The sequence below is a fragment of the Clostridiaceae bacterium genome (assembly GCA_012840395.1).
Classification (GTDB): domain Bacteria; phylum Bacillota; class Clostridia; order Acetivibrionales; family DULL01; genus DULL01.
Genome location: DULL01000092.1, coordinates 1 through 6434, shown reverse-complemented (window position 1 = coordinate 6434; position 6434 = coordinate 1). Strand labels below are relative to the sequence as shown.

5 protein-coding genes are annotated in these 6434 nt (G+C 39.1%); all 5 read left to right on the top strand.

All coding sequences use genetic code 11. The annotated features are described in order from the left end of the window. Positions 1-151 precede the first annotated feature (151 nt). Positions 152-1885 carry an ABC transporter substrate-binding protein gene (locus GXX20_10420; protein HHW32068.1) on the top strand — a complete coding sequence of 578 codons (1734 nt, stop codon included), beginning with the start codon at positions 152-154 and terminating at the stop codon, positions 1883-1885. 197 nt (positions 1886-2082) lie between these two features. Then, positions 2083-3048: an ABC transporter permease gene (locus GXX20_10415; protein ID HHW32067.1), complete on the top strand. Its 966-nt coding sequence runs from the start codon at positions 2083-2085 to the stop codon at positions 3046-3048. A 26-nt stretch (positions 3049-3074) separates the two neighbouring features. Next, complete coding sequence (locus GXX20_10410) at positions 3075-3956, top strand: ABC transporter permease (protein ID HHW32066.1); 882 nt, start codon at positions 3075-3077, stop codon at positions 3954-3956. Positions 3957-3967: 11 nt separating this feature from the next. Further along, the gene (locus GXX20_10405) at positions 3968-4978 is read left to right on the top strand and encodes an ABC transporter ATP-binding protein (GenBank protein HHW32065.1); all 1011 of its coding nucleotides are present in this window, start codon (positions 3968-3970) and stop codon (positions 4976-4978) included. Beyond that, positions 4971-5996: an ABC transporter ATP-binding protein gene (locus GXX20_10400; protein HHW32064.1), complete on the top strand. Its 1026-nt coding sequence runs from the start codon at positions 4971-4973 to the stop codon at positions 5994-5996. The genes GXX20_10405 and GXX20_10400 overlap by 8 nt, the downstream gene beginning before the upstream one ends. Positions 5997-6434: the final 438 nt, after the last annotated feature.

The following is a 6434-nucleotide window of genomic DNA, read 5'->3' as shown; positions in this document are numbered from 1 at the left end:
TACAACGTTTGGTGGTATAATAGTCATGAGACCTAAACGCTCCTTTCTGGGAGGTAATGGTTTGTGGCAATTTCCATTATACCAGAAGCGTTTCAGGTCTCATTTTATTATTAAGTTAACAGAACATTATTTTTTAGAAGGAGGAGAAAACATGAAAAAGCTTTTGGCACTTCTGCTAGTTTTATGTGTTTTGGTTAGTGGAGTTGCAGGTTGTGCTTCGAAGACAACTACATCTGGAGATTCAAAAACTTCGACTACTCAGACCGACACCAAAGACACTCAACCTACAGAGACAAAAGAAGAAGATTACAGCGAAACAGGCAGTCTGAATGTTCTGTGGTTTGCATCCGGAGGTACGGACGGAAAATTCGAGTGCGTTTACCTGGATTATCAGTCTCAAGTTCCTGACATGCTCTATGACACCTTGCTGAAACTGGATATTGAAGACCACACAAAATATGTACCCAGAATAGCAGAAAAATGGGATATTTCAAATGACGGACTGATATATACTTTCTACATCCGTGAAAACTGTAACTGGACTGATGGAAAACCTGTTACGGCTGATGACTTTGTATTCAGCTTTGAGGCTCAGCTGAGAGGTTATGGTATCCAGAATGAACGCGGTTCCTTTGCTTATATTAAAGGGGCAAAAGAATTTGTTGAGGGAACGGCTGATCATATTGAGGGTATAAAGGCAGATGGCAAGAAACTTACTATTGAACTGCATACGCCATATAGCTATTTCATGCGTACTTTGGCAACCTTCGTTCCATATCCGAGACATTGTTTCCCTGAAAATGTGGATTATACAAAGTTTGGAGAATATGAATACTGGGAATTCCCGATCCATTGCGGACCATATAAACTTGAATCAGTTCATTATCCCGATTCTTGTGTATTGGTCAGAAATGATGACTGGTATGGACCTAAGCCGGGAATCAAATATATTCATGGTATAAGCTTCAGCACCGGCGGTAAGGATGCTGCAGAAGCTGCCATGATAGCAGGAAAACTTGACCTTGTTCATTCAAATGAATTCAATGATATAAACTTTGCTCAAAACGTTGTTTCCAAGAATCCGGACTATTCATATCAAGTATTTCCATCTGCATATATCCGTCTGATGTGCACTAACTTAACCGGCTCTCAGGACGGAAAGTGGAACAAGTTCATGGCAAATGCAGATTTCCGCAAAGCTATCAATTATGCTATCGACAAAGAGGGTATAGCTTCGTACTTCCCTGGTCAGGCAGTTGCATTGTCAACACTGGTGAACCCTGATGATCCATTCTATAATAAGTCAATACCAAGGTTTAAGAGAGATACAGAGAAAGCAAAAGAGTTGCTGAAGTCCGTTGGGTATGATGGCTCAACAGTTCGCATTGCTTATTATTACAACGACCAGATATCAAAAGATATAGTTGATTATATCTGCCAGAACTTAAACGATGTAGGTATCAAGACTGAATCAATACTATTCACTCAGGATTTGGCCAATGCAATATATGAAATGAAGAACTGGGATCTGCTCTATGCTGGTGCAAACCAGATGAGCGGTCTGGAATGCTATGGTTTGCTAGCTACCGGAGCTATTTATGACAAGTATCTTGGCAATGCAGAGCTCCGTGATGAATTATTCACTAAATATATGAATGAACTGCTGATAACAACAGACACCAATAAAATTAGAGAAATAGGTAATAAATTACAGGAAAATGGAGTAGAATACTGTGCTCAAATCCCGTTATATGCTATGAACAAGGTTATGGTATTTAATGATGCTAAGTGGGATTTTGATGAAGTATGGCTTAAAGGAACAGACCTGGCAATCTACAGAACTTGTGACCTGAGACTTGAATCATGGAAGCTCCGCAAACCATAAAATATGATATTCATTCAAGAAGGAGTTTTCATAGTTATTTCTCCAACTTGTTCTGAAGTGAAATTAAAGCAGGAGGAGTTAATTCTCCTGCCTGCTTTAATTTTTAATATCCAAACGAAAAAAGCGGTAAAAAAGACGATAATAAAGTTTTGTCTGACGACTATACTTAAATTTCTAAACATCGAAGGAGGAAAATTATGCTCGCTTATTTTATTAGAAGACTGTTGGCAATGATACCAAAGCTCTTTTTAATAACCGTAATTATTTTCATTTGCCTTCAGTTTGTACCGGGCGATCCCTTATCCTATAAAATTTCTCCTGAACAAATGGCCTTTATGACTGAAGAGGCAATAGAACAAATGCGGGATAGTCTGGGACTTAATGATCCGGCCATTGTACGTTATTTCCGCTGGCTTGGCGATTTGTTGAGGGGTGATTTAGGTTACAGTCTTATATCCGGCGCCAAAATCTCCAAAGTTATTCTTTCAAGGCTTCCTGCCACCCTGGAGATTACAATTCTTGGATTTATAATTGCTACAATACTTGGTATTGGTTTCGGATTCATCACCGCGATCAAACGCAATACGCCTATAGACTATACTTTAACTGCTTTAGGTATGGTGGGAGTATCGATCCCGGAATTCTTTTTTGGTCTGACTGCTATTGTAATATTTGCCATTAACCTTAAATGGCTCCCTACCGGAGGACGGTTCACAATAGGCAAGGAATCTTTTATTGAACGTATACCATACATGATAATGCCCGTATTAATTATTGGAATTGCATATACAGCTACGCTTATGAGATATACAAAAGGTTCCATGCTTGATGTTATGAACAAGGATTATATAAAAGCAGCAAGAAGTAAAGGTTTATCTGAAGGAAGAGTAAACTTTTTCCATTCTTTCAGAAATGCTTTAATTCCGGTAATGATTATAATAGTAAACCGCATACCTATTTTGATTTCCGGAACCGTAGTTATCGAGAGCGTTTTCAACTATCCGGGCATGGGGACTCTCATAGTGGAATCCATTTCAGGCAGTGATATGCCGGTGGTAATGATAACCACTTTGTTTATTGCCATTGCGGTATTAGTAGCAAGTTTCCTTATAGATATTTTCTCTGCCATCTTAGATCCCCGTATCCGTTTTGGCGAATCATAAGGAGGTATGCGTAAATGAAAGTAATGATGAAGACTGTTACTCCCAAAAAAGTAAATAAAATAAAAAAGTCGAGTCTGGCAAGAAGGAATATCCAGAAGTTTGCATCGAATAAACTTGCCATGTTAGGACTTATAATAGTTTCTATATTTGTATTATGTTCAATATTTGCACCTATATTAACTCCTTATGATCCATCATATGTAAATCCTGCAGATAGGTTAAAACCGGCTTCTCTTGAACATCCACTTGGAACTGATAATGCCGGAAGGGACACTCTTGCCAGAATATTGTATGGGGGACGCATTTCAATAGTAGTAGGCTTAACCTCTGCTTTAGGCGCAGCATTGATAGGTTGTGTACTTGGTTGTATAGCAGGTTATTATGGTGGAAAAATTGACTCGGTTATTATTTATCTATGTGAAGTAATGACAACCTTTCCTCAGATTATGCTGATTCTGATACTGGTGGGTCTCTCAGGAAGAAGCCTCGGAAACCTGGTGCTGATATTCTGCTTTACCGGATGGATGAGTACGGCACGTCTTGTGAGAAGCAAGGTGCTGTCATTAAAAACTGAGCCTTTTATAGAATTTTACAGAACCAACGGAGTATCCAGTACATCTATTATGTTTAAACATATTTTACCTAATACATTAGGACCGGTCATCGTATCCATAACCATGCAGACTGCAGGATTTGTACTATCAGAAGCGGCCTTGAGTTTTCTGGGTATGGGTGTGCCAAATGCTATTCCTACCTGGGGAAATGTTATAAATGCAGCCAGAAGCTTTACCATATTTCAAAATCATCCAATATTGTGGATAGCTCCCGGTATAGTGATATCCTTGTTTGTTTTAGGTGTTAATTTCTTTGGTGATGGACTGCGCGACGTCTTTGACGCTACACAGTAAGGAGGCCGAATATGGAAAAAGATTATATATTAAAAGTAAAAAATCTGCAAACTAAATTTAAAGTTGGGAAAAAAACCGTTAATGCTGTTAACGATGTTAGTTTTAATTTGCGCCGAGGCGTGACCTTGGGTATAGTCGGTGAATCAGGCTGCGGAAAAAGTGTCACTGCCCATTCAATTACGCAGCTGTTACCTAAAAATGGTTATATATCAGGAGGCAATGTGATATATTCACCTGAGCCTGGGCAGGAATTCGTTATCACTGATTATGAGCGCAACAGCAAAGAAATGCGCTCTTTACGGGGAAAACATATATCAATGATTTTCCAAGATCCTTTATCATCTCTTGACCCCGTATATAGCATTGGATGGCAGATAATGGAAGCTTTACTGACTCATGAAAAGGTCAGTAAGGAAGAAGGTAAAAATAGAATTATTAGCTTGCTTAAGGATTTAGGCATTCCGGATCCTGTGGCTCGTTATAAAAGTTATCCTCATGAACTTTCCGGAGGTATGAAGCAGCGTATAATGATTGCCATAGGTTTGATCAGCAATCCCAAAATTTTAATAGCTGACGAACCTACTACAGCTCTGGACGTAACAATTCAAGCTCAAATACTGAGCTTAATGAAACAGATGCAGAAATCAATGGATATGTCAGTTATATTGATTACCCATAATATGGGTATTGTAGCTGAGGTATGCGATGAGGTTGCAGTAATGTATATGGGACGTATTGTTGAATTCGGCAGTCTTGAGCAGATCTTTAACAATCCTAAACACCCGTACACTCAGGCCTTGTTAAAATCAGTGCCGGTACTGGGTATGGGTAAGGATGTGGAACTGGAGTCTATTGAAGGAACCACTCCGGATGCGTCTATTGTTTTTGAAGGTTGTGAGTTTGAGCCTCGGTGTCCGAAAGCTTGTGATAAATGTAAAACAGCCCATCCCTCAGTTACAGAAATAGAGGAAGGGCATGAGGTGCGCTGCTGGCTGTATGAGGGAGGCGATAGAAATGATTGAACTGGAAAAAGAAACTTTCAGAATCAGTGAAGATGTATTGCTGAAGGTAAATAATTTAAAGAAATATTTTCCCGTTACCAAAGGAATTCTCAAGAGAGTAGTTGGGTATGTGAAGGCTGTTGATGATATTACATTAGAGGTGCGAAAAGGTGAAACGCTGGGTATAGTTGGAGAATCAGGCTGCGGTAAAACTACATTGGGGAAATGTATCATGAGGTTGTATAAGCCCAATGGAGGCCAATTGTTGATACGTGGCGAAGACGGGGAGGTAAAGGATCTTTTTTCACTGTCAAAGGAAGAGAGTTTCCGCGCTTGCAGAAGAATCCAGATGATATTTCAGGATCCATATGCTTCTTTCGATCCTATGAAAAACATATATGCTTCTTTTGATGAACCTATGCGGATCCATAAATTAGGGAATAAAGAAGAACGTAAGGAAATGATAGCTGAGATCCTTCAGACCGTCAATCTTCAACCGGATTACATGTACAGATATCCCCATGAATTCTCCGGAGGCCAGCGTCAGCGTATATGTATTGCCAGGGCACTAGCTATGAAACCTGAGCTGATTGTATGCGACGAACCTGTTTCGGCTCTGGATGTTTCAATACAAGCACAGGTACTGAATTTGATGCGCAAGCTCCAGAAACAGTTTTGCCTTACTTATATTTTCATTGCCCATGACTTAAGTGTGGTCCAGTACATGAGTGACAGGATAGCTGTCATGTATCTTGGTAAGATAGTAGAGTTGGCTGATTCAGAGAGCTTATATAAAAGACAGGTACATCCTTATACACAGGCTCTGCTTTCAGCTGTTCCCATACCAATTGTAGGCGCGAAGAAGGAACGTATTCTGCTTGAAGGAGATGTGCCTTCTCCAATTAATCCTCCAAAGGGATGCCGTTTCCATCCCAGATGCAGGTACTGTATGGAAATATGTAAAAATGAAGAACCTCAATTACGTCCCCTCAAGGATAATCCAGAGCATAAGGTAGCCTGTCATTTATTAGACAGCTAATTAATGGACAGCCAAGAAGCTTACTAAAAAGAAATTAAAATTGATATTGTAAATGTAGTAAAAACCCATTCCATAGTAACAGTTTAAGCATGTTACGCGGGACGGGTTTTTATTTTCCATTTATTAAATATTCAATTCAAATTCTATACCTTTTATCCTTTTGACTATCAAGTATTCAGCCTGGTTACATTATTCTTGAGGAACCAAAAAATGAACTTACCCGTCTTATTTAGTGTATCATTTATGATTTTTGTGGTACACTGATAACTCAGGAATGTTGGGAAATTCTAGTTTCTGATTTATCTTATAGAATAGGCTCTGTTAACTTAGTATGAAAGAAATGAGACCTGAAAGACTTCTAGTAGGTCTAAAAAGAAAAAAACCTACAAATGGAAGCCACTAAATGTAAGATAACACGAAAAAAAGAGAAGTGCAAGG